Here is a 23,708-nt window from a genome sequence, read left to right on the forward strand (position 1 = left end):
TTCCCTACACCGTGGGTGATTCCCTACACGGTGGGTGAATCCCTACGCGGTGGGCTGGCTGTGGTGCGTGTTGCGCGACCGTAGGCAGCGTAGGCGTGTGCTAAGCTCCGCGAGCGCACGCCGGAGCGAGGCCGAACGGCCTTGAGTGTGTCGCGCAACACGCATCACAGCCCGCCCACAGCAGCTGCCACGGAGGCTCACTTATTCGCCTCCGCATCCCCTGCGACGCTCGCAACGCTACCGCTGCCCACAACCAGCAAACACAGCCAACCTCCGGTTGACCACACATCAGCTCACTGCCGTTCGCCCTCACCTAAAAACGCCTCTGGCGTTTTCTTCACGGCTCGGCCACGGAGGCTCACTTATTCGCCTCCGCATCCCCTGCGACGCTCGCGACGCTACCGCTGCTCGCTGCTACGGAGGCTCACTTATTCGCCTCCGTCATTTGCCTGAGCTCCTTTTTGAGGTCACGGATTTCGTCGCGCAACCGGGCGGCGAGCTCGAACTGGAGCTGTTCGGCGGCGGTGTGCATCTGCTCGCTGAGCTGACGGATGAGGTCGGCGAGATCCTGCGCCGGCAGTCCGGCCTTGAGAATCTCCTCATGGCGCTTGTCCGCCTCGCCGGGATCATACACGGGCACGCCCAGATGAGTGTTGCCGGCCTTGCCCGCATTTCGGTAGCCGCCTTCCAGCAGCGTGGCCGTGTCCACATCCTCCTTGGCGAGCATGTCGTTGACGTCGCTGATCTTCTTGATGAGCGGCTTCGGATCAATATGGTGCTCCTGGTTGTAGGCCATCTGCTTGGCCCGACGGCGATCGGTCTCGTCGATGGCCTTGCGCATGGCCTCGGTGGTCTCGTCGGCATACATGATGACCATGCCGGACACGTTGCGGGCCGCGCGTCCGATGGTCTGGATGAGCGAGCGGTAGGAACGCAAGAATCCCTCCTTGTCGGCATCGAGAATCGCCACCAGCGAGACCTCCGGCAGGTCGAGACCCTCACGCAGCAGGTTGATGCCAACGATCACGTCGATTTTGCCCTCGCGTAGCATGCGCAGCAGTTCCACACGGCGTAGCGTATCCACGTCGGAATGCAGGTACTCCACCTTGATGCCGCGCTCAAGCAGGTAATCGGTCAGATCCTCGGCCATCTTCTTGGTCAGCGTGGTCACCAGCGCGCGCTCGTTGCGGGCCACTCGCGCCTTGATCTCCCCCAGCAGATCGTCGATCTGCCCGTTGACCGGACGCACCTCAATCTTCGGGTCCAACAGACCGGTCGGTCGGATGATCTGTTCGACCACTCCGTCGGACAGTCCAAGTTCGTAATCGCCCGGCGTCGCGGACAGATACACCGTCTGACCGACGCGCTGCAGGAACTCGGGCCATTTGAGAGGACGGTTGTCCATCGCGGACGGCAGACGGAATCCGTGCTCCACCAGTGTGCGCTTGCGGGATGCGTCGCCTTCGTACATCGCGCCGATCTGCGGGACCGTCACATGCGACTCGTCGATCACCAGCAGGAAATCGTCCGGGAAGAAGTCGAGCAGGGTATGCGGCGGCGTACCGGGCGCACGGCCGTCGAAGTGACGGGAATAGTTCTCCACGCCGGAGCACACGCCCACCTGCGTAAGCATCTCCAAATCATATGTGGTGCGCATGTTGAGACGTTGCGCCTCAAGCTCCTTGCCCTGCTTCCTGAGCTCGGCCAGACGCTCGTCCAGTTCCTCGCGAATGGTCTTGAGCGCGCGCTCCATGCGGGCCGGCCCCGCCACGTAATGCGACGCCGGAAAGATGTGGATTTCGCTCTCATGGGCGATCTCGTCACCGGTGAGCGGGTGCAGCGTGGAGATGCGGTCGATCTCGTCACCGAAGAATTCGATGCGCACGGCCAGCTCCTCGTAGACGGGGATAATCTCCACCGTGTCGCCGCGCACGCGGAAAGTGCCGCGCGTGAAGGCGATGTCGTTGCGCTTGTACTGCATGGCCACGAACTTGCGCAGCAGGTCGTCGCGATTAATCTCCATGCCCTCTTTCAGCAGCAGCATGCGGCCGGCGTACTCCTCCGGCGTGCCGAGGCCGTAGATGCAGGAAACCGTGGCCACGACCACGCAGTCGCGGCGCGTCAGCAGGTTCGCCGTGGCCTGGTGGCGCAGACGCTCCACATCGTCGTTGATGTTGGAGTCCTTTTCGATGTACGTGTCCGTCTGCGGGATGTACGCCTCGGGCTGGTAGTAGTCATAGTAGGAGACGAAATAGCTGACGGCGTTGTCCGGCATCAGCTCGCGGAATTCGGCGCACAGCTGCGCGGCCAGGGTCTTGTTGGGCTCGATGATGAGGGTCGGACGCTGGAGCTTCTCGATGAGCCACGCGGTGGTGGCCGTCTTGCCGGTGCCGGTGGCGCCCATAAGCACCACATCGTTCTCGCCGTTTTCGATGCGCTGCGCCAGTTCCGCGATGGCCTGCGGCTGATCGCCGGACGGCTGGTACGGTGATTTGACCACAAAAGGCTTGTTCGCACGCTCGATGTTGAATCCCATGGGTCACCATCCTAGACCGGGCTCATAACGAGGTTCCCTTACGGGATAACCGCCGTGCGGTCACGCCTCCCACTGCCGGTACAGCGCATCGGCCTGCGCCAGCATGTCGGGCAACGGCTGGGTGGAGTCGATGACAACATCCGCAATGGCACGACGCTCCTCCTCGCTCGACTGGCTGCGGATACGATCCTCGGCCTGTTCCACGGTCATGCCGCGATTCTCGATCAGCCGGTCGAGACGCATGCATACCGGCGCCTCGACGGTGACGATCTGGTCGAATTCGAATGGAATCGTGTCGATGACCTCGGCGAGCAGCGGCACGTCGTGGACGACAATCAGCGGAGCGCCATTCCCGTCGCGCTCGGCGGCGGCCGCGGCATTCGCCTCCAGCCAACGCGCCTCATCGTAGATCAGCGGATGTTCGATGGCGTCCAACCGTTCGCGCGCCCCCGGCTCGGCCGCTTTGCCGAAGATATGATCGGCGACCCACGACCGGTTCAATGTGCCATCGGCATTGAGCGCATGGGGGCCGAATTCCTTGGCGATCTCCGGTAACGCCACTCCCCCGGGCTCGACCACCCTGCGTGCCAGGGCGTCGTAGTCGATGTGCAGTGCGCCCAACTCGCGCCAGCGCGCCGCCACCGTGCTTTTCCCCGCGGCGATGCCGCCCGTCAATCCGATTCTCATCATGCGTTTCATCGTAGCGGAATACCGCCATCGCTATGCCATTGGGCCAGTAGCCGGTAGTCAGCAGCCCTCGTCAGCAATTCGTCGATGAATGTTGACAGCCTGCAACCCCGATTCGCGGCCCGGTTCCCCTAGGGACACCGCATACGAGAAAACCCGGCCCAATCGGACCGGGTTTTCATCAAACGCTAGGCGTCAGCTTCGCGGCGAACTCACTTGCCGAGCAGCTGGTCGCGCAGGGCGGCGAGCTGATCGGAGTCGGCGAGGGTACCGGTGGTCGGCGCAGCGGAAGAGTAGTTGGAGGTCTCCTCGACCGGCTTCTCTTCCTTCGGGCCCTGACCGTCGGCGGCAGCGGACTCGGCAGCGTTGGCCAGCTCCTTGGCCACGAACTCCTTGTGCTCCTCCCACAGCTCGTGAGCGGCGGCGTACTGGGCCTCCCACTCCTCGCGCTGCTTCTCGAAGCCAGCGATCCACTCGTTGGTGTTCGGGTCGAAGCCTTCGGGGTACTTGTAGTTGCCCTGCTCGTCGTACTCGGCCGGCATGCCGTAGATGGCCGGATCGAAGTCCTCGGAGTTCGGGTCGACGGAGTCGTTGGCCTGCTTGAGGGACAGGGAGATACGGCGACGATCGAGATCGACGTCGATCACCTTGACGAACACGGTCTCGCCCGGCTTGACCACGGTCTCCGGGTTGTCGACGTGACGGTTGGCGAGCTCGGAGATGTGCACCAGGCCCTCGATGCCGTCCTCGACGGAGATGAAGACACCGAACTGAACGATCTTGGTGACCTTGCCCTTGACGATCTGGCCGGGGACGTGGGTGCGAGCGAAGCGCTGCCACGGATCCTCCTGGGTCGCCTTGAGGGACAGGGAGATGCGCTCGCGATCGAGATCGACGTCGAGCACCTCGACGGTGACCTTGTCGCCGACCTTGACGACCTCGGACGGGTGGTCGATGTGCTTCCAGGACAGCTCGGAGACGTGAATCAGGCCGTCAACACCGCCCAGATCGACGAAGGCGCCGAAGTTGACGATGGAGGACACCACGCCCTCACGAATCTGGCCCTTCTTGAGCTGGGACAGGAAGGTCTCACGGACCTCGGACTGGGTCTCCTCGAGGTACTGACGACGGGAGAGGACCACGTTGTTGCGGTTCTTGTCGAGCTCGAGGATCTTGGCCTTGATCTTCTGGCCGATGTACGGGGACAGGTCGCGGACGCGGCGCATCTCCACGAGGGAGGCCGGCAGGAAGCCACGCAGACCGATGTCGACGATGAGGCCGCCCTTGACGGCTTCGATGACGGTGCCCTCAACGACGCCGTCGGCTTCCTTGATCTTCTCGATGTCGCCCCAGGCGCGCTCGTACTGAGCACGCTTCTTGGACAGAATCAGACGGCCTTCCTTGTCTTCCTTGGTGACGACAAGGGCCTCAATCGGATCGCCAACCTTGACGACCTCGTCGGGATCGACGTCCTTCTTGATGGAAAGTTCGCGGGAGGGAATCACACCCTCGGTCTTGTAGCCGATGTCGACCAGGACCTCGTCGTGATCGATCTTGACGACGGTACCCTCGACCAGATCACCATCATCGAAGTTCTTGATGGTGGAATCGACTGCCTTGATGAAGTCCTCTTCGGTGCCGATGTCGTTGATGGCGACCTTGGTGACTTCAGTGTTGTTCTCTGCCATGTATATATATGGTTTCTCAATAGATGGATGGATAATTACTCGATATTCAGTTATGCGCACGCCCAATAAGGGCACAAATATTCAGAATACAGGCATCTATAGTCAAAATTCTTAGAGGAATCCGGGCGTGTCGCCCGGATACTGCCACATCACCTCGTGACTTCACACCCTGAGCCGTCCCGTCAAAGCTGACCGCCGCAGAGGTGGGGCATGTGCATCGCGACACACTCAAGGCCGTTCGGCCTCGCTCCGGCGCGTGCTCGCAGAGCTTAGCACACGCTTCCGCTGCTTATGGTCGCGATGCACATGCCCCACCCCTGCGCCTCCGTATTGCGTAGTTGAAAAGCTATAGACTATCGAGAGGCGTGTGGTGGGGGTGTGCGCATCGCGACCGTAGGCTTGGCCGAACGGCCTTGAGTGTGTCGCGATGCGCACACCCCCACCACACAGCGGTCAATTCCAAGGAACGCTTACAGCGAGCGCTCGGCCATTTCGACTACGTTGGCGAGGAGCATGGCACGGGTCATGGGGCCCACGCCGCCGGGGTTGGGCGTGTAGGCGGAGGCCTTGTCGTAGCAGTCCTTGTCCACATCGCCCTTGATGCGGTAGCGTCCGGCCTCATCATCGAAGACGCGGCTGACGCCCACGTCGACCAGCACGGCGCCCTCCTTGATCTTGTCCGGCGTCACGAATCCGGCCGAACCCATCGCGGCCACAATGACGTCGGCCCGGCGCATATGGTCCGTCACATCGCGCGTACCGGTGTGGCACAGCGTCACCGTGGCGTTGACGGCGTTGCGCGTGAGCAGCAGGCCGATGGTACGCCCGATCGTGATGCCCCGGCCGAGCACGCACACCTCCTTGCCGTTCAGATCGATGTCGTAGGCGTCCAGCAGCTCGATCACGCCGCGAGGAGTGCACGGCAGCGGCGTGGTGATGTCTCCACGCACATGCAGCACCAATTCGCCGAGATTGTACGGATGCATGCCGTCGGCATCCTTGGCCGGGTCGATAAGGTCGATGATGGCGTTCTGGTCGATGCCGCGAGGCAACGGTAATTGCACGATGAATCCGGTGCAGGCGGGGTCCTCGTTGAGTTCGCGCACCGCGTCCGCGATCTCGTCGAACGAGGCTGTGGCGGGTAGGTCCTTCCTCACCGAATTGATGCCCACCTCGGCGCAATCGGCGTGCTTGCCGGCCACGTATCTGAGCGAGCCGGGATCCTCGCCCACCAGCAGCGTGCCCAGACCCGGCACCACTCCTTGGGCCTTGAGTTTCGCCACACGTTCGGCAAGGTTGGCCTTGATCTCGGCCGCCACCTTCTTGCCGTCGATTTTTGTGGACATCGTTATCCTTCCTGTCAGGATTCGGTGATTATTCGCAACGATAGGCTACTGTTGAAACAAGTCAGTTTTGTTTCGACGGCTCAATGAAGAAGGCATGCCATGGGGATTCGCTTCACTCGATTCGCACGGTTCGCGGCAGCGACCGTGAGCGTTGTTCTGCTGTGCGCCACCGCCGCCTGCGGTGCCGACAATTCCGCGCCGGCCGAGACGGAAACCGAGCCGGACACCACCACCGAGGCCACCGGGCCAATTACCGTCGTGGCTTCCATCAACCAGTGGGGCTCCTTGGCCGCCGAGCTGGGCGGCGACGACGTCGAAGTCACCTCCATCGTGAGCTCCACCAACGTGGACGCCCACGATTTCGAGCCGAAGACCTCGGATGTGGCCAAACTTTCCAAGGCCCAGGTCGTGGTGGCCAACGGCGCCGGATACGACTCATGGGCCACCAAGTCGCTTTCCAAGTCCACGACCCTCGTTTCCGCCGCATCCGTGGTGGGCGCGGTGGAGGGCGACAACCCGCACCTGTGGTTCTCCAAGGATGCCCGTTCCGGCATGGCCACCGCAATCACCGAAGCTTACGTCAAGGCGATGCCGAGCAAGAAGGTGGACTTCCAGCAGCGGCTCAAGGATTGGCAGGACGGCGAGAAGCAGCTGGATTCCTGGACCGCGGACTTCACCAAGTCCCACGAAAACCTCACCTATGCGGCGACCGAACCCGTCGCCTACTACCTCATGGCCGATCTTGGCTTCGAGGACTCCACGCCCAAAGACTACACGCAGTCGCAGGCCTCCGGCGGCGAGGCCGCCCCGGCCGATCTGCAATCGTTCCAGAAGATCATCGAGGGACGCAAGGTGGACGTGCTCATCAACAACACGCAGGAAGCCAGTGATGCGACCAATATGATCACGGGTACGGCCGGCCGCTCCGACGTGCCGGTGGTCGGCGTCACCGAGCAGATGCCGGCCGACGTCCAGACACTGGATGCATGGATCAACCAGCTCGTCAACACCATCATTGACGCGGTCGACCCCAGCTATGGTTGCGAGGCCGGCACCGATGACGACACGTCCGCGGATGAATCCGACGGCACCGCCGAGCCAAGCGACGGCAACAGTACGGATTCCAAGGACGGCACGTCCGACGACAACACAAACGACGATCCCGCATCGCAGAAGTACATCCGTCAGTGCAAGGCTTACACGGGCAACGGTTCGGACGAGAACGGTACCGACGACTCCAATACATCGTCCGATACACAAGTACCGTCCAACGCCGGACAGCCCGACCCCGGCAAGTAGCTATCACGAGTAGCCATCGACCGTCAGGCTTGCCGCAACCGGAAGAACCTCGAAACCCCTCATACGGGCCGACGCCCAGGTGTTTTGTCGTTGATTATGAGCAGAGGTGTGCCCCGGAACTCAAATTCACGTTGATTTGGGCTATGGGGGCACACCTCTATTGCGGGTCGAATTGCCGTCTCTTCCGAAAATGGCGGAATCATGCGGTTTTTCAATTATGACCGTGTGCCCCCGCAGCTTAAAATCGGATGAAAATCAGCTGCCGGGGCAACGGCTGTGCCCCCGGAGTCCGATTCGTGGGCCAAATCAGCTGCGGGGGCACAGTTTCGTGCCACTCAAACCCAAAAATGCCGCAATAGGCGCTATGGGGACAATGCGTATACGCTTCATGCATCCACGATGCGGCCCGACACCCCATGCGGAACAACTCACCATCGCGGCTCACCATCACGGGACTCCACCGGAGCACTGTGACGAACGCCCATACCTTCCCGTTGCGCCCGTTCCCCGCCACCTTCAATATTGAGAACGATTGTCAGCATCGTTTGCGATAATCGTGCGACGTGAGTGAATCATCCGATTGCATCGTCTTCAAGGACGCCGCCGTGCGCCGCGGCGATCGCGTCATCTGGCAGCATGGCACCTTCGCCATTCCCTCCGGCTCGGTCACCGCCATAGTCGGCACCAACGGCACCGGCAAAACCACCATGATGAAGGCCGAACTCGGCCTCCTTCCGCTGGCCGCCGGCACACTGACCGTTCTTGGACGCCCCGCCGGCGAGCGCAACGCACAGATCGGCTACGTACCGCAAAGCTACGCCTCGGACATCGACTCCAACCTCACCGCCGAACAGTCGGTGCTGTTGGGACTGACCGGCACGCGGTTCGGCATCCACCCGGTCACCAAGGCGCAGCGGGCCAAGGTGCATGAGGCGATGGAGTTCATCGGCATCGCGGACAAGGCCAAGTACCGTCTTTCCGAGCTATCCGGCGGCCTGCGCCAGCGTGTGGCCATCGCCCAGGCGCTTGTATGCGATCCGAAGCTGCTGATGCTGGACGAGCCGCTCGCCAATCTCGATCTGGCAAGCCAGCGCGCCACCGTGCATGTGCTCGCCAAGCTCAACCGCGAACTCGGCATGACCATCCAGGTGGTCGCACACGATCTGAACATGCTGCTGCCGATTCTGACCGGCGCCGTATACCTTTTGGACGGACACCCCCATTACGCGGATATGGGCAAGGTACTCGATTCCACATTGCTCACCCATCTGTACGGCACGCAGGTGCAGGTGGTCACCACGCCGCAGGGCGACATGTTCGTGACTCCCACGCCGGACGAGCCGCGCGATCAGATGCAGGACATGCACACGGTCGCGGAAGTGGCCCAGATGCACCACCATGTATCCGGCGAGCGGCACGATGCACAGCCCACCGTCGTCTCCGGCAATGCCGATGACGGCATACAACGCGCTACCGGTGTCGCGCAGAATCCCGTACATGATCATGTCCACGTCAATCACGGTGACGGCCCGGACAACACCGTCACCGACGACACCAGTGGCAATAACGGAAGCGGTTGCGCGGGCGGCACCGGCCGACCCCGGCCAAACAGCAACACCAATCCTCAACTCGACGGTCACAACAGCCACAACGGCCGTGACACCGGAAAGGACGGCAGGTGATGAGCACCATCGATTTCTCCTTCGACCCTGAATGGATGGGCACCCTCACCGCCCCGTTCATGACCAACGCCTTCGCGGCCGGACTGTTCATCGCGCTGGCCGCCGGCGTGATGGGATACTTCACCATCGCGCGTCATTCGACCTTCGCCGCGCATGCACTGGCACATATCGGACTACCAGGAGCGACGGGCGCCGTGTTGCTGGGTCTTCCGGTCTCGCTGGGCATGGGTGTGTTCGCCTTGGGCGGTGCACTGGTCATTGGCGCATTGGGCAAGCGCGTCTCCGAACGTGAGATCGCCACCGGCACGGTACTGGCGTTCGCGACCGGTCTGGGTCTGTTCTTCGCGAGACTTTCCAGCTCCGCATCCCAGCAGATGCAGTCGATCCTGTTCGGGTCGATTCTGACCATCACCACCGATCAGATCATCGGTTTCGCCATTTTCGACGCACTCCTGCTGGTGCTGTTGGCCGTGATCTACCGTCCGCTGCTGTTCAGCTCGCTGGATGAGCAGGTGGCACAGGCCAAGGGCGTGCCGATCGGACTGATGAATGTGGCGTTCATGGCCATCATGGCAGGCGTGATTACCATCGCCGTGCCGGCCGTGGGCACGTTGCTCATCTTCGCATTGGTCATCACCCCGGCCGCGACCGCCAACATCCTTGCGGGTTCGCCGTTCAAGGCAATGGTCATCGCCAGCGTGCTGTGTCTGGTCTCGATCTGGCTCGGGCTGGTGTTGTCCGCGATGTTCCCCGCTCCCCCGAGCTTCATCATCGTCACGATTTCGACGTTGTTCTGGGCCATCGCCAAAGCCATTGCATCGCTGAAATCACGGTGACATCACAGTGACGGCTGGTTTCGTTCTCGATAATCGGGACGTCAGTGGTGCTTCCAGTGTTACATTGTCGCGAAAAAACGTATGTTTTCGCGACAATGTAACACTGAGACGGAGTCAGTGAGACATTGTCGCGAACTCCGTCGTAATTTCGCGACAATGTCACGCTAAGAGCCGCTCAGTGAGATATTGTCGCGAAACACGGCAGTTTGGTGACGACCGAACGCCGATACTGCAGCCGATATCATGCGGACGACGCAGCCGGCGCCGTACCCATCGCCGCAGCGTATAGGTACGCAGCACAATTAACAATCGACAATCAGCGGGCGACGGAACCTATGCCCTGAAGGCGATTGATAAAACAGCAGCAACGGATTCGACAGCTACAATCCAGCGACCACGATCCGATAATCGTTCATCACACCGGCCGTACCAAGGCCGTGGCGATGGCGGCAATACCCTCACCGCGGCCGGTGAAGCCCATATGGTCGGTGGTGGTCGCGGTCACGGAGACCCGGCATCCCATCGCCTCGGACAACGCGGCCTCCGCTTCGGCACGGCGAGTGCCGATCTTGGGACGATTGCCGATGATGGCCACGGAAGCCGAGGATGACTCATAGCCGTGGTCGCGCACGAACGCGACGGTCTCCCGCAGCATCTCGCAGCCGTGCATGCCGGCACCGTGCGCCCCTGCGCCCACGCCGAACAGGGAGCCGATATCGCCTAACCCCGCAGCGGAGAGTACCGCGTCGATCAGGGCATGGGCGGCCACATCGCCGTCGGAATCCCCTTCGATGCCCTCGTACCGGGCGACCTGAACGGCGTCCGCGTCTTCAGGCACGGGCCAGTGCAGTCCTGCCAGCCACAGGGGTCGGCCGGAACCTGGCTCGGCGAACCGGTGGGCGTCAAATCCTTGCCCGATCAACAGATTGTCGTTGGCCATGCGTGCCTCCCCTACGATTGCATTGTCCTTCCGCATCACGCCGGAATGTACGGCGACGGGATAACAACAAAGACTATGCTAACCCGACTCGGCATGCCGATACCGCTGACGGATTCCTTCTCAATCACCTCGTGCCGGCAACTCTGGCAAGAGAAGCCCCACGGGAAAGACATGCCGATACCGGTTGGACAGACCAAAAAACAAGGCTCTGATACACCAACCATTGACATAAGCTGTGAATTGGTGGGACGGATTCCCCCTAGGAAATTAACCCATGTCAATTCTGGTTTAACAGAGCCAAACAAACCCCCGGTCCGTCTCAGGCGGAACCGGGGTGACAATCACTTCTTCTTGGATTTCTTCTGGGACTCGATACGGGCCAGCGTATCGGCGGCGGCCTCCTCGGGCTCCTCGGTGTGATGCTTCTCATCGCCGGGCTGGGCGGGCTCGTAGCCGAGGTTCACGTCAAGCAGGCGCTGGGCATCGGTCTCGTCGATCTTCTCGGACAGCGCGATCTCGGAGGTGAGGATGGAACGGGCCTTGGTGAGCATGCGCTTCTCGCCGGCGGACAGACCGTGCTCGTCCACATCGCGCTGGGCGAGGTCGCGCACCACTTCGGCGATCTTGTTCACGTCACCGGTGGCGATCTTCTCGACGTTCAGCTTGTATCGACGGGACCAGTTCATCTCCTTCTCGACGATGGGCGTGCGCAGGATCTCGAAGACCTTGGCCACCTCGGATGCGGAGACGATGTCACGGACGCCCACCTTCTTGGCGTTCTCGACCGGAACGTTGATCACCAAACCATCGGAGGACAGCACGGACAGCTGCAGATACTGCCGGGTCACCCCTTTGACGGTCCGCTCGGTGATGGCCTCCACCTTGGCTGCACCATGACGCGGATAGACGACCATATCGCCGACTTTGTAAGACATGTACCCTCCGAGAACCGATCGGCTTACACACAAAAACTCGAATAATTATGCCAGATACCCCGGACCTTGCCCATGGGAGCGCTCACAGTGCGCAGGAAGAGATAAAAAGCGCGTGAATTCGCCATTTTTCGACGCGCCAATGTCGCGTTTCCCCCCTAGGCGCATATACACTTTGGGGCATGGCTACAGAAACGCACATCAAGGAAGATACCGCCACCGTACCAGTCGCCACCGGCGACCTCGATGCGGTAAGCAACGCTGAATTCTACAACCCCCACGCTGTTCTGGGAGGTCATCTCGGCACCGGCAAGCACGCCGATACCGTCACCATCCGCACGCTGCGCCCGCTCGCCAAGGCGGTGACCGTCCTGACCCAGGACGGCAACTACCCGATGCGCCACGAGCACAACGGAGTGTTCGTCGCGACCCTGCCCGCAGCGGGCACCCCCGACAAGCCCGAAATCCCCGACTACCGCATCCGCACCGAGTGGGAGACGGGCGAACTCATCATCGAGGACGACCCGTACCGCTACCTGCCCACGCTCGGCGACATGGACACCTACCTGTTCGGCGAGGGCCGCCACGAGAGGCTGTGGGAAGTGCTCGGCGCACATGTGCTGCGCTACGACGACCCGATGGGCGGCGCCGACGGACGCCCGGGCCAGGTGGTGGGCACCTCGTTCTCCGTGTGGGCGCCGAATGCCCACGCCGTGCGCGTGGTGGGCGATTTCAACGACTGGGACGGCCATCGCCATGCCATGCGATCGCTCGGCTCCTCCGGCGTGTGGGAGATCTTCATCCCCGGCGTGGCCGCAGGCGAACACTACAAGTTCCAAATCCTCAACGCCAACCATCAGTGGGTGATGAAGGCCGACCCGATGGAGCGCCAGCACGAGGTGCCGCCGAACACGGCCTCCATCGTGACCGAGTCGCACTATAAGTGGCAGGACGACGACTGGATGGAGCACCGCCGCACCACCGAGCCGACCGCCGGCCCGGTCTCCATCTACGAGGTGCACGCCTCCAGCTGGCGTCATGGCCTGACCTACCGCGAACTGGCCAAGCAGCTCGTGGAATACGTCAAGCAGGAGGGCTTCACCCATGTGGAGTTCATGCCGCTGGCCCAGCACCCGTTCTCCGGCTCCTGGGGTTATCAGGTGACCGGCTACTACGCCGTGGACTCCCGTCTGGGCTCCCCCGATGACTTCCGCTTCCTGGTGGACAGCCTGCATCAGGCCGGCATCGGCGTGATCATGGACTGGGTGCCCGCCCACTTCCCGAAGGACGCCTTCGCGCTCGGCCGCTTCGACGGCACCCCGCTGTACGAGGATCCGGACCCGCTGCGCGGCGAGCACCCGGACTGGGGCACCTACGTGTTCAACTTCGGGCGTCACGAGGTGCGCAACTTCCTCGTGGCCAACGCCCTGTTCTGGCTTGAGGACCTGCATATCGACGCCCTGCGCGTGGATGCCGTCAGCTCCATGCTCTACCTCGACTACAGCCGCGAGCCCGGCCAGTGGAGGCCGAACATCTACGGCGGCCGCGAGAACTTGGAGGCGATCGACTTCCTCAAGGAGGCCACGGCCACGGCGTACAAGAACAACCCGGGCATCATGATGATCGCCGAGGAGTCCACCGCATGGCCGGGCATCACCGCGCCCACGAGCGCCGGCGGCATCGGCTTCGGCCTCAAGTGGAACATGGGCTGGATGCACGATACGCTCGAGTACCTGCATGAGGAGCCCATCAACCGCAAGTGGCACCACAACGAGATCACCTTCTCGATGGTGTACGCCTACTCCGAGCACTACGTGCTGCCCATCAGCCACGACGAGGTCGTGTACGGCAAGGGCTCGCTCTACGGCAAGATGCCGGGCGACGGCTGGCAGAAGCTGGCCGGCGTGCGGTCCCTGTTCGCCTACCAGTGGGCGCACCCGGGCAAGAAGCTCTCCTTCATGGGCAATGAACTGGCCCAGTGGGGCGAGTGGGACTACAACGCCTCCATCGACTGGGACTGCCTCAACTGGGAGGAGCACCGCCGCATCCAGCGCTTCGTCGCCGACCTCAACGCCTTCTACAAGGCCAATCCGGCACTGTGGAGCCAGGACTTCGACCCGGCGGGCTTCCAGTGGCTCACCAGCGACGACGGCGACCATAACACGCTGAGCTTCCTGCGCATCGGCTCCAAGGGCGAAACGCTGGCCGTGGTGGTCAACTTCTCGGGCGAGGCCTGGTCCGACTATCAGGTGGCGCTGCCCACCGGCGGCAAGTGGACCGAGGTGTTCACCACCGACGATGCCAAGTACGGCGGTTCCGACATCCACAACGGCACGGTGGAGGCGGTCGAGGGTGAGTACCATTCCCGCCCGTACTCCGCGAACATCACCGTTCCCGCCCTCGGGGTTGTATTCTTGAAGCCGGAAGAGGACTGATAGAGGGCAACCACCGAAAAGGACAAAGGAACCGGTTTTATGCTCAATACCACAGCGCGTCAGAATACGACACCGCACACGGTGCTGGTGGTCGAGGACGAGCCCACGCTCGCCACGGCCATCGCCCAGCGCATCACCGCTGAGGGATGGACCGCCCGCGTGGCCGGCGACGGCGCCTCCGCCGTGCAGGCGGCCACGCAGCTCCGCCCCGATCTGGTGATCATGGACATCATGCTTCCGGTGATGGACGGTCTCGAGGCCACCAAACGCATCGTGGCCGAACGACCCGTGCCGGTGTTGATTCTGACCGCCCGTGACGACGAGGCGGACAAGGTGATTGGCCTTGGCGCCGGAGCCGACGACTACATGACCAAGCCGTTCTCGATGCGCGAGCTCATCGCCCGCTGCAAGGCGCTGCTGCGCCGCGTGGAGCGGGCCAAGGTTATCGCCAAGAACTCCGAGAACGAGAAGATCCTCGATTTCGGCTCGATGGTGATCGACCCCGCCCAGCGCATCGTGACGGTCGATGGCCAACAGGTGCATCTGACCCCGACGGAATTCGACCTGCTGGCCACGCTGGCCCGCCGACCGAAGTCCGTGCTCACCCGCGAGAAGCTGCTCGAGGAGGTCTGGGACTGGGTGGACGCCTCCGGCACCCGCACGGTGGACAGCCACGTCAAGGCGCTACGCCACAAGCTCGGCGCGGACACCATCCGCACCGTGCACGGCGTGGGCTACGCCTTCGAGCCGCCGGCCAAGTAGTCTAGGCAAGGAGCCCGGCAGGCAGCCCAGACCCGACAGGCTCCCGATCATCCTCGGCATACGGTTCGGATATATTCGGACGTATGCCGAAACAACAACCCAAGCGCCGACTTGGTGTGCTGCGCAAGTACACCAAGTCGGTTGATTTTTTCTCCTCGCTCAAGCTCGAGCTGAGCTCCCTGATCGTAATCGCCACCGCCATCGCGTTCGCGATGTGCTGGTTTCTGCTCAAATACGGCTGGTCGGGATGGATCGCCATGCCGCTGACCCTGGTGGTGGCTCTCGGCATCACCTACGTGTTCTCCCGCGGCATCACCGCTCCCCTGCGCCAGATGCGCGACGTGGCCGAGGCGATGGCCGAGGGCGACTACACCGTGCGCGTGGACATCGATCAGGACCGCCACGACGAAGTGGGACAGCTTGCGCGCTCCTTCAATGAGATGGCGGGCGAGCTCGAGCACGCGGACAAAATGCGCCGCGACCTGATCGCCAATGTGAGCCACGAACTGCGCACGCCCGTCTCCGCGCTGCAGGCGATGGTGGAGAACATGGCCGACGGCGTCACCGAACCCACCCCGGCCAACCTCGAAGGCATCCTGACCCAGACCAAACGTCTGTCCGATCTCATCGCGTTCCTGCTCGACCTGAGCCGCATGGAGGCCGGCGCCGCCAGCCTGAACATCGAGAAGTTCAATTTCGCCGACTTCCTTGACGAGACCATCGAACCGCTGGAGATCGCCGACGGCGGACATGCCCACGACATTCTGGTCCATGTGCCCGCCGACATCTCGATGGAGGGCGATCAGGACCGTCTGCGCCAGCTGTTCACCAACATCATCGCCAACGCGCTCAAGCATTCGGCCGATGGCACCACCGTACTGGTCGAGGCGCGCGAGGACCGCGACATGGGCACCGTGGTGACCAATGTGGTCAATTACGGTTCGCAGATCGCTCCTTCGGACCGTTCCAGCATCTTCCGCCGATTCGTCAAGGGCAAGACCGGCCCCGGCACCGAATCGGGCGGCACCGGGCTGGGCCTGTCCATCGCGTTGTGGGCGGCGCAGCTGCACGGCGGCACCGTCAAGGTGGTGGATGACGAACGCGGCGCGGACTTCGAGATCACGCTGCCCAAATACCACATCGCCGAATAACCATGAATAACCACGAATAGTCGCAAGTAGGCGCGGATAGTCGCGGGATATGCACCCCACATACTATAATCGAACATACGTTCGAGAGAAGTGGGGTCGCATGAATCCGCAGCCATGGGTGGGGTCGCCGACGTTGTTCGTCGTGCAGATGGCCGGCCATGCCATGCGGGACGCCGGCATCGCGAACGGCGACCTGCTCATCGTGGACCGGTCGAAGGAGCCCGCACACGGCGACGTGGTGGTGGCTGTGCTGGACGGCGAGCTGGCGGTCAAACGGCTAGTTGCGGCAGGCGCGCATCTGGTGCTGCATGCCGAGAATCCCGCGTATCCGGATTACGTCCCGGACGGCTGTGCGCCGCCGCCCATCTGGGGCGTGGTCGTAAGCGTGATTCATGCGTTGCGTGACGGTGAACCCCCATCACCACCGGCCTCCCCTACGTCACCTTCGTCACCTTCGCAGTCCCCGCGATGGGAGGCCACCGCCTGAGCCAGCGCCAGCCCGCCGACCGGCAGCGCGCCGGCGTGTCGCAGCACGTCCGTGCACTGCCTCAGCGTGGAGCCGGTGGTGATGATGTCGTCCACCAGCAGCACCGGGGCACCTTGCAGTGATGCGCCGGGCGCCACAGCGATATGACCGCCGATGCGCTGGGCGCGCTGGGCCGCGGAGATCTGCTGCACCGAACGACCGCCTCCCGCGGTGCTCACCAGCGCCAGGGACGTGCGGGACGGAATCCCGGCCTCACACAGCGCCTCGGACAACGCACGGACCAGCGGCATAAGATGGCGTCTGCCACGACGCCGCATGGAGGCCGGCGACGAAGGCGCCGGAACCACCAGCACCGGTCGCCTCAGGTCCGGACCACAAGCCGGCATAGTCGGCATCGCCGCCATAGCCGCCATCAGCCCCGACCGGCCCAACGTGGCGACCAGAATCCGTGCGAACGGGCCGTCGAGCTCGGCATCGTCATGGTCCTTCCAGTCGAGAATGCAACGCCGCACCACGCCTTGATACACGGCGGCCGCATAGGCCATGTCCGACAGGCTGCCCTGAAGTTCACGCCCATAACACCGGTCGAACAGCGCACGGCAATCGTCGCAGAGCACGGCGTCCGGGGCGTCGCAGCCGGCGCAGCCCCGCGGCAGCACTACATCGCGCACCGAACGGCACAGCGTCCCCAGAGCGCCATCGCTCCCCCGCCATCCGGCTCCGGCACGCCGACCGTCGGCCCGTGCGGCATCCATGCCCGCACGCCTATGGCAGACGCGCCAGCAGCGCATCCATCAGGCCAAGCGCATCCCCGGGATCGGTGACGCTCACGCCCTTCGCCCCCGCCTCGACCGCCGGATAGTCATTGCCTCCGGGCGTCATGCGATCGCCGGTGAAGAGGATGTCCCGCGTCTCGATGCCGAGCGCGGAGGCGAGCTGCCGGACGGCATAGGCCTTGTCCATGCCGTTGAGGCTCACGTCCACGCTGGAATACCCTCCGGAGCGCACCTTGAGGTCGGGCAGGTCGGCCCGCACTGCTTCGGCGAGCGCCTGCTTCTTCCGGTTGTCCGGGTCCCATTGGCGTTTGACCTCCACCGGCGCGTACTGGCCGTGGGCGGAGAAGGTGATCTGACTGCCGCGGTTCTCGATGCGCGGCCCCCATACGCGATCCTCCCACAGCCCCAGTTCCTTGGCATGGCGTTCCAGACTGGATTCGACCGTGGCGACGGTGTCCGGGTCCAGATCATGAGAGTAGACCAACGCCCATGCGGAACCGTTCCAACGGTAGTATCGCGAACCGGATGTGGGCATGACGTGCAGATGGGTGCGGTCGGCGGTCCCGTCGAGCACATCCAGCACCTGCAAGGTGACGACGTCCATGCTGCCGCCGGAGATCAGGGCCACTTCGGCCCGCGCGGTCAGCGCGCTGAACCGTTCGATCATGGCGGGCTTCATCGGTTGTTTGGAACTGGCCAGCGTATTGTCCAGATCGAAGCCGTACACCTTGGTCGTACGGCACAGTTCATCCATATCGCATGCGGTCCACGAGCGCACCTTCATCCGTCCGTGTCCTCCTTAGGCAAAGTTTCCCCGTGCACCAATGGTAACGCAAATCGTCGTTGGAGGCGCATGTCCGTCGCCTTGTCCTATGGTGGGAACCATGCTTCAACCGCCTTGGAACGCCCGCGTGTACCGGAATCGGCATGGACGCGGCACCCGCACCCCGATGTTCGGCACCCGTCTGCCCCGCTACCGCACCCGTACCGGCATGTTCGACGACATGGTGGCCGCGCAGGTGCGCAGGCTCGGCGAGGCGTGGCCTCAGCTGGTGCGTCCGCTGCAGTTCGCGGTGGAGGATGTGCCGCCCTCCGATCCCACGCCGTGGCAGACCGAGCCGAATCTGACCTCGCAGTGCTTCCCGGCGAGCCATGGGATTCCGGCGCGCGTCGTGCTCTACCGCATGCCGTTGCAGACCGAGGCCCCCACCAAGATGGAGCTCCAGCTGGCGATTCGCGACGAGCTGGTGTCGCGGATCGCCGAACTGTACGGGCGTCGTCCGGAGGAGATCGACCCCGACTGGGGGCTGTGAGGGTTTATCGAACGATGGAGGAATCGTTGCGGGCCCAGATATGGGCGGTCGCCGGCATCAGCGGCGTCGCCCCGATGGCGGCCAGACCGGCCACTTTCCCGTCGCCCAGCTTGTCGCGGGTGAACCGCACGCCCCATCCCACATGCTTGGACTGGTCCTCGACGAGGATCACGGCAGCGTCGGCATCGTCGGAGGCCAGCTCCGAGGCCGGAATGGACGTGCCGGCGTTGGCCCCAAGCTTGACCTCGCGGCTCTTGAGCGCGTTGCCCTTGGCATCGTACGCATGCACGGTGGCGCTGGTCTCCGTATTGGCGAGATTGGCCAGCGTGATGGTGCCGGTGACGCCGTCCGGCAGAGTCAGTCCGGAGAATTCCACGGCGGCGCCGGCGTTGATGAGCGCGAAGTCGGCCTGACCGTCATCACCCGAACGGGTCGTCTTGGCGGTCAGGAACAGCTTGTCTTCGGCGCTGGAGACGAGGCCGAGCGCATCCTTCGGCGCATCGCCGAGATCCACGACCGACACCTTGCCGGCGTTCACGGTGAGGTCCTTGGCCTCGACGAGACCGTGACCCGTGATCCATGACAGGGTGGTTCTGGTGTCGGCCTCAGCGAACAGATAGGCCGTGACGGCATCGCCCTCGCGGATCGAGGGAACCACCGAGGCATTGGAGGCGGTGCCGAGCGGCGTGGCGAAGTCGGAGCCCTTGGATGTCAGACCGTCCATGGACACCACACGGACCACGGCGGAGACCGGCGTCTCCTTGCTGGAGACCGTCACGTACAGACCATTCTGGTTGCTGGCCGCCGCGGACAGCTCCAGCATCCCCTCACCCGAGGCCGGTACGACCAGCGAGGATTGCGTGGACAGGGTGAGTCTGCCGGCCACCGTGGTTCCCCATACGGCGATATCGACCGTGGTGGGCTTGGTGGAGGGGTTGGCGACGATGAGCTGCTGCGTGGTGCCGGTGGCCGTGGAGGGCAGCAGGAACGACTCGCGCAACGCCGTGGTGACGCAGGATGCGGCGGAGACGCCCTTGAGATCGCCTTCCGACGCCCACGATGCGATGGCCCCGGCCGTGCCCGTGCCGGTCTGCGCCGTGAGCATGCGGGTGTCGAGGAGGCGAGAGCCCTGATCGATCGCCTCGGATGCGGTCTTCACGTCGTCCTCGTCGGTGGTGTCCGCGTCCTTGAGTGCGACGGAATCCGAGGAGGACTTGCCGCCGAACTCGGCTGCGGAGGCGCTGTAGACCGAACCGAACGAGGCGTAGCGGGCCTGCGTGGTCAGGTCGCCGACCGTGGCCTGGAAGGCGCTGTCGCCGTAGGTTCCGGAGTCGGCGAGCGCCATGGGCGCCGGGCAGTAGGCATCCGATTGCGTGGGGCTGACGGTCCGGTCGATGGCGTTGTTGCCCGCCGCGACCTTGTCCACCCATGTCGAGGGTCCGGGCAGCACCATCAGCGCGGCGAACAGGGCTACGAGGACGATCATGGTGATCAGCCCGATGATCACGCGGGCGACGCGTCTGGGCGTGGATGCGTTTGCGCTCATGCTTCCTCCAATCCGTTCACCAGTCGTCTGCGGGGCAGGGCGACCAGACAGTACAGTGCAAGCACGACCGACAGGCACGCCAGCCAGGCCACACGCCAGCCGCTGCTCTGCGTGCGGCGCTGCCAAGAGGTGTCCACGTTCTGGGATTCGGCGGACCGGAGCGTGAGGCGATAGTAGACGCCGTCATTGGTGCTCACCAGCGCCTGCGTGCCGTCCGACGCGGCGATGTTGGCGTTCAATTGTTCATAGGGCGTGGCCGTGGCTGCGGATTCGCCGTCCGAAACCACGTAGATGCCGCCGAAGCCCAGACCGGAGATGGTGGCGATGGCCTGCTCGTCCGGGTTCGACAACAGCGTGGCGCACGCCTGGGCAAGCGCGCTGTCGATGGCGTCGTGTTCACCGTTCACGAGTCGCGCACGCTGGGCGGGTGAACTGTCGATGAGATCGCCACGCGAAGTGCGCATCACGGCGTAATCGACGGCGTTACGGGTCTGCGCGCTGATGGCCAACACCCGGTGATCGGCGCCCGAGGACAGGTAGTCCGTGGTGACCATAGGCAGGCCCGCGCGGGACATGGCAAGCCCGCCATCGCGGTGCCGTTCGATCCCGTACCAGCATTGCACGGCCACGCAGCACACCAGCAGAATCGACAGCAGGGCACGACCGGAGACGATGACCGGACGCAGACCGTCACGGCGCGTCGTCTCGATCTCACCGACGGCATGCAACGGGTGGAAGCGCTTGACCGCGCCGCCGGCCACCAGTGACACGCAGGACAGGAAGCCGAGGATCATCAGCAGGATGCCGGGCGAGGCCGAACCGGCCACCACGCCGTCGGCATCCACCGCGATGGCCACCCTGCTGGAGACCAGGGCCAGCGCCGCGCCGCAGAGGATGACCACCCACATCAGACGCGAGGCCCTAAGCGCGAACGGCAGCACCAGCGAGGCGATGGCGAGCACGGTCATGACAAGGAACAGCACGGTGACCGCCAGATCGAGCGGATCGGCCGACAGCGGCCGCCAATCCAACGCACGGCCCGCGGCCTCAAGCAGACTCAACGCAGCCGGCGAACCGTTGACGTCGGACGACGGGGTCGTGATGTCGCCGAACAATTGGCGCCACGAGCCCAGATGGGCGTAACGGACCGCATTGACCAGCGTGGGGGCCACGGCGAAGGCGGCGGGCACGGGGATGAGCAGCAGTGTGGCCCGCTTGCGCCGGACGAACAACAGGAACGCCGGGAATGCCACGATCAAAGCCAGCAACAGCTGCGGCTCGGCGGCCACCGCGGGGATGAAGCACAGGGCGGACAGCGCGGCGGCCTGCACGGATGGGCGCGGTCTGAGCGGGTCCTCGGTGTGGTACATGCCCACGGCCCGGAACACGAATGCGAAGGCGGCGGGCAGGAACACGAGCACGGTGAGCATCGGCAGGTTCGCCTGCGCATACCAGCCGAACATGATTCCCGTGGAGGCCCACAGCAGTCCTCCCAGCACGCGGACCACATCCGAACGGGTGAAGATGCCAGCGAGCGCCCAGAACGACAATGCGGCAAGAGGAGCCGCGGCGAACAGCATCAGGGCGAGGGCGCCGCCCACATGGCCCAGCGTGACGAGCGAGGAGACCATCAGCACGAGCAGCCACGGCGTCGGCGGCGCGGGTATGCCGGTGCCGGCCCCGAACACCCACGGCGTGGTGGCGGCTTGCGCGAGCTGGTGGAAGCTGGCCCCGGTGGGCAGCAGCGCATGCGAGTACAGCGAGCCGTCCGAGAACACGGCCCGGAACACCGGCCAGTGCAGGCCCACGATGCCCGCGAATGACACGAACGCCATCATCAGCGCCCATGTCCAGCGCCGACGGATACGCGCCTTGAGATGCGCCCGTTCCAGCGGGCTGAGCAACACCACGCCCTGTTGGGCTTCGAAGGCGTCGCGCCGGTCATGGAACTGGGTGATCTGCCGACGGTCAGCGGTGAGCACCTGCAGCGAGGACATGGGCACCTTGGCCTGCTTCGCCACCAGACGGCGCGAGCGCATGGCTCCGGGGATGGAGGTCAGCGCCAGCCACGGCAGGCACAACTCGACCCACGCCTCGAACGGTTTCTTGCCGAACAGCATGGCGATGGCCACGCCGAAGCTGCGGATGAGCCGCCACAGCCACACGACAATCCAGGAGGACATGGCCATGTCCGTGTACCGGTAGCGCTGGGCGGCACGGGCCACGGCCACACCATGGCGTACGGCGTGGTCCGAGGTCAGCGCCTCGCCGCCGCGCGTGCGCACGCCCTCGTAACGGGCGCGGCGATGGGCGATCTCGGCGCGCGGCACGACCACCACACGGCCTCCGCTCAGGCATACGCGACGGCAGAAATCCATCGATTCGCCATAGGTGGTGAACCAGGAATTGATGCCTTTGATCCGTTGGAACTGGTTCAGGGAGACCAATGCCCCGGCCAGGGACACGGCGAACACATCCTGCCGGCCGTCGTATTGTTCCTGGTCGGGCTCGCCGTCCACCACCAGCGAGTGCACGGTGTGACGGCCGGCGTACAGGCCCACGTTATGCAGTTGGGTGCCGTCCCAATCGCACTGCTTGCAGCCGAGGACGCTGGCGCCGGGCGTGTTGCGCCATGCCTCCAACAGCCGCTCCAGACAGTATGCGTCCGCGGGCCGGGAGTCGTCGTGCAGGAGCCACAACGCGCGGGTCTCGGGATTGAGTTCGGCATAGTCGAGGGCCTTGTTCACGGCATCGCCGAAGGAACGCGCGCCCTTGGCTCTGACGATGCGCACGTTGACGTGCTTGGACTGCGGCATCTCCATGACCGGGCCCGACGGCGAGGGAATCACCTCGAACGAGCTGGTGACGGGCTGGCCGGTGGCACCGGTGGCGTCGGCGATGACGATGGTGCCCGGCAGCACATTTTGCGTGAGCACGGAACGCAATGTGGCCGTCAGGAAACGGACATCCTCTTCGACGGTGATCACCGCGGCGATGCCGGCATCGACATCCTGTCGGTGGGTATACGGCCTGGATGCCATCGCTTCGGCCAACGCCTGCTGAATATCACTGTTACCTGTCGGACTCATAGACCCCCACACTAGTAGACGCCACCGCCGGGTCGGCGTGTACGGCGGCAAACCACCACATAACCACTGATTTCATCCGATTCCACCGATGGCGCCACGATTCCACCGATGGCACCAAGGCTTGTCATCCGCGAGACCCGCCGTGCCCGGACGGTCCGGGCGCATCCGTATGCCGCGCTGACGTAGAGGAGCCGTGGGAGACG

17 protein-coding genes and 1 pseudogene are annotated in these 23,708 nt (G+C 63.9%); 8 read left to right on the forward strand and 10 right to left on the reverse strand.

The genetic code is table 11. From position 1 onward, the window contains the following. Positions 1-424: 424 nt before the first annotated feature. From uvrB to BMYO_RS06195, 4 genes are all read right to left on the reverse strand, one after another. Complete coding sequence (gene uvrB, locus BMYO_RS06180) at positions 425-2,536, reverse strand: excinuclease ABC subunit UvrB (RefSeq protein WP_094667629.1); 2,112 nt, start codon at positions 2,534-2,536, stop codon at positions 425-427. A gap of 60 nt (positions 2,537-2,596) precedes the next feature. After that, positions 2,597-3,235 (reverse strand): dephospho-CoA kinase, encoded by a 639-nt coding sequence (gene coaE, locus BMYO_RS06185; protein ID WP_094667630.1) that lies wholly within the window; start codon positions 3,233-3,235, stop codon positions 2,597-2,599. 200 nt (positions 3,236-3,435) lie between these two features. After that, a complete protein-coding gene (rpsA, locus tag BMYO_RS06190; RefSeq protein ID WP_094667631.1) occupies positions 3,436-4,911 on the reverse strand; it encodes a 30S ribosomal protein S1 in 1,476 nt (491 codons plus the stop codon). Positions 4,912-5,381: 470 nt separating this feature from the next. Beyond that, complete coding sequence (locus BMYO_RS06195) at positions 5,382-6,257, reverse strand: bifunctional methylenetetrahydrofolate dehydrogenase/methenyltetrahydrofolate cyclohydrolase (RefSeq protein WP_094667632.1); 876 nt, start codon at positions 6,255-6,257, stop codon at positions 5,382-5,384. Between the two features lie 99 nt (positions 6,258-6,356). Here BMYO_RS06195 and BMYO_RS06200 point away from each other — a divergent pair, with 99 nt between their 5' ends. The 3 genes and pseudogenes from BMYO_RS06200 to BMYO_RS06210 all read left to right on the forward strand — a co-directional run bounded on the left by BMYO_RS06200 (position 6,357) and on the right by BMYO_RS06210 (position 10,074). Then, on the forward strand, positions 6,357-7,556 hold the full coding sequence (locus BMYO_RS06200; RefSeq protein ID WP_094667633.1) for a metal ABC transporter solute-binding protein: 1,200 nt from the start codon (positions 6,357-6,359) through the stop codon (positions 7,554-7,556). Between the two features lie 563 nt (positions 7,557-8,119). After that, positions 8,120-8,977, forward strand: a pseudogene (locus BMYO_RS06205) (ABC transporter ATP-binding protein); the annotation flags it as partial. A gap of 260 nt (positions 8,978-9,237) precedes the next feature. Next, positions 9,238-10,074, forward strand: coding sequence for a metal ABC transporter permease (locus BMYO_RS06210; protein ID WP_094667634.1), 837 nt, complete (start codon positions 9,238-9,240; stop codon positions 10,072-10,074). 415 nt (positions 10,075-10,489) lie between these two features. On the opposite strand, the gene ispF is transcribed toward BMYO_RS06210, so the two are convergent. Both ispF and BMYO_RS06220 read right to left on the reverse strand, forming a co-directional pair. Beyond that, the gene (gene ispF, locus BMYO_RS06215) at positions 10,490-11,014 is read right to left on the reverse strand and encodes a 2-C-methyl-D-erythritol 2,4-cyclodiphosphate synthase (RefSeq protein WP_094667635.1); all 525 of its coding nucleotides are present in this window, start codon (positions 11,012-11,014) and stop codon (positions 10,490-10,492) included. A gap of 341 nt (positions 11,015-11,355) precedes the next feature. Continuing rightward, the gene (locus BMYO_RS06220; protein ID WP_094667636.1) at positions 11,356-11,949 is read right to left on the reverse strand and encodes a CarD family transcriptional regulator; all 594 of its coding nucleotides are present in this window, start codon (positions 11,947-11,949) and stop codon (positions 11,356-11,358) included. Positions 11,950-12,128: 179 nt separating this feature from the next. Here BMYO_RS06220 and glgB point away from each other — a divergent pair, with 179 nt between their 5' ends. From glgB to BMYO_RS06240, 4 genes are all read left to right on the forward strand, one after another. Beyond that, positions 12,129-14,381: a 1,4-alpha-glucan branching protein GlgB gene (glgB, locus tag BMYO_RS06225; RefSeq protein ID WP_094667637.1), complete on the forward strand. Its 2,253-nt coding sequence runs from the start codon at positions 12,129-12,131 to the stop codon at positions 14,379-14,381. 39 nt (positions 14,382-14,420) lie between these two features. After that, on the forward strand, positions 14,421-15,143 hold the full coding sequence (locus BMYO_RS06230) for a response regulator transcription factor (protein ID WP_094667638.1): 723 nt from the start codon (positions 14,421-14,423) through the stop codon (positions 15,141-15,143). 83 nt (positions 15,144-15,226) lie between these two features. Next, positions 15,227-16,294 carry a sensor histidine kinase gene (locus BMYO_RS06235; protein ID WP_094667639.1) on the forward strand — a complete coding sequence of 356 codons (1,068 nt, stop codon included), beginning with the start codon at positions 15,227-15,229 and terminating at the stop codon, positions 16,292-16,294. A gap of 100 nt (positions 16,295-16,394) precedes the next feature. Next, positions 16,395-16,781 carry a LexA family protein gene (locus BMYO_RS06240; protein ID WP_169834071.1) on the forward strand — a complete coding sequence of 129 codons (387 nt, stop codon included), beginning with the start codon at positions 16,395-16,397 and terminating at the stop codon, positions 16,779-16,781. Here the strand turns inward: BMYO_RS06240 and BMYO_RS06245 are convergent. Next, positions 16,685-17,536 carry a ComF family protein gene (locus BMYO_RS06245; RefSeq protein ID WP_143249128.1) on the reverse strand — a complete coding sequence of 284 codons (852 nt, stop codon included), beginning with the start codon at positions 17,534-17,536 and terminating at the stop codon, positions 16,685-16,687. The two genes, BMYO_RS06240 and BMYO_RS06245, sit on opposite strands and share 97 nt — an antisense overlap. Positions 17,537-17,546: 10 nt before the next feature. Continuing rightward, positions 17,547-18,341: an HAD-IIB family hydrolase gene (locus BMYO_RS06250; protein ID WP_094667641.1), complete on the reverse strand. Its 795-nt coding sequence runs from the start codon at positions 18,339-18,341 to the stop codon at positions 17,547-17,549. Between the two features lie 166 nt (positions 18,342-18,507). Between BMYO_RS06250 and BMYO_RS06255 the strand changes: the two genes are divergently transcribed. Continuing rightward, entirely contained in the window at positions 18,508-18,870 is a 363-nt protein-coding gene (locus BMYO_RS06255) for a metallopeptidase family protein (protein WP_169834081.1), read from the forward strand. Between the two features lie 4 nt (positions 18,871-18,874). Here the strand turns inward: BMYO_RS06255 and BMYO_RS06260 are convergent, their stop codons facing one another. Together BMYO_RS06260 and BMYO_RS06265 are read right to left on the reverse strand one after the other, a co-directional pair. After that, positions 18,875-20,416 carry a DUF5719 family protein gene (locus tag BMYO_RS06260; RefSeq protein ID WP_094667643.1) on the reverse strand — a complete coding sequence of 514 codons (1,542 nt, stop codon included), beginning with the start codon at positions 20,414-20,416 and terminating at the stop codon, positions 18,875-18,877. Further along, positions 20,413-23,505, reverse strand: coding sequence for a glycosyltransferase family 2 protein (locus tag BMYO_RS06265; RefSeq protein WP_094667644.1), 3,093 nt, complete (start codon positions 23,503-23,505; stop codon positions 20,413-20,415). Before BMYO_RS06265 ends, BMYO_RS06260 begins: the two co-directional genes overlap by 4 nt. Positions 23,506-23,708: the final 203 nt, after the last annotated feature.

It is taken from the genome of Bifidobacterium myosotis (assembly GCF_002259745.1).
Lineage (GTDB): Bacteria > Actinomycetota > Actinomycetes > Actinomycetales > Bifidobacteriaceae > Bifidobacterium > Bifidobacterium myosotis.